At 73.3% G+C, this 1,072-nt stretch carries 2 protein-coding genes; one reads left to right on the forward strand and one right to left on the reverse strand.

What is annotated here, in order from left to right:
• Positions 1-271: hypothetical protein (locus DVA66_RS20610; RefSeq protein ID WP_198672018.1), on the reverse strand; the 271-nt coding region annotated here is incomplete at its 3' end.
• A 149-nt stretch (positions 272-420) separates the two neighbouring features.
• On the opposite strand from DVA66_RS20610, the gene DVA66_RS20615 reads away from it, so the two are divergent.
• A partial coding sequence (locus DVA66_RS20615) for an FGGY family carbohydrate kinase (protein ID WP_269801651.1) occupies positions 421-1,072 on the forward strand: 652 nt, incomplete at its 3' end.

A 1,072-nucleotide genomic window follows, 5' to 3' on the forward strand; every position in this document is an offset into this window, starting at 1 on the left:
CGCTGAGCTCGAGGTTGACGATCCGGACGTCGATGCCGGTCAGCTCGGTGAACGGCTGCAGGTTGGCCGCGATGGCTGCGGTCGGGGCGGTGTTCTCGGAGATGAAGTTGATGGTGGTGCCGGCGAAGCGGCGCCACTCGTCGCCGCCGGTGAACTCGGGCACCGGTGCCGGCTGGCCGCCGGAGCCGCAGGCGCCGAGCAGGCCGCCACCGGCCAGCGCCCCGGCGCCGAGCGCACCCGCGCGCAGCAGGCTGCGTCGGGAGAGGGTCATGGGGTGCTCCTCAGTCGATGTGGTGATCTGTCGAGGAACTTCTCACAAAATACGAGAGGTCGGCAAGAGGTGTCCCTCGATCGACGAGTGCGTATCCTGCGGCAGGACGATCCGGAGGCGCCGGAGCGCCAGGAACGAAGGGCCCGACGATGAGTGACCTCGTACTCGGTGTGGACTCCTCCACCCAGTCCTGCAAGGCGATCCTGGTCGACAGCTCGACCGGCCGGGTGGTGGAGGAGCGGCAGGCCCCGCACCCCCGCGGCACCGAGGTGGACCCGCAGGAGTGGTGGAGCGCCTTCGAGACCGCGGGCGGGCCCCTGCTGGAGCGGGCCGCCGCGGTCGCGGTGGGCGGTCAGCAGCACGGCATGGTGGCCCTGGACGCCGACCAGCAGGTGGTCCGTCCGGCGCTGCTGTGGAACGACGTCCGCTCCGCCCCGCAGGCGGCCACCCTGGTCGAGGAGCTGGGCGGTCCCGAGGCCGCGGCCCGGCGCACGGGCAGCGTGCACGTCGCCTCGATCACCTCGACCAAGCTGCGCTGGCTGCGTGACGCCGAGCCGGAGAACGCCGCCCGCACCGAGGCGGTGCTGCTGCCGCACGACTACCTGACCTGGCGGCTGCGCGACGACGCCGACCGCTACACCACCGACCGCGGGGACGCCTCGGGCACCGGCTACTTCTCCCCCGAGACCGACGACTGGGACGCCGAGCTGGCCGAGCACGCCCTGGGCCACCGGCCGCGGCTGCCCGAGATCGTCCCCGCGCACGCCTCGGCCGGGCAGACCCGCACCGGGGCGCTGCTCG

This window comes from Desertihabitans aurantiacus (assembly GCF_003344635.1).
Taxonomy (GTDB): domain Bacteria; phylum Actinomycetota; class Actinomycetes; order Propionibacteriales; family Propionibacteriaceae; genus Desertihabitans; species Desertihabitans aurantiacus.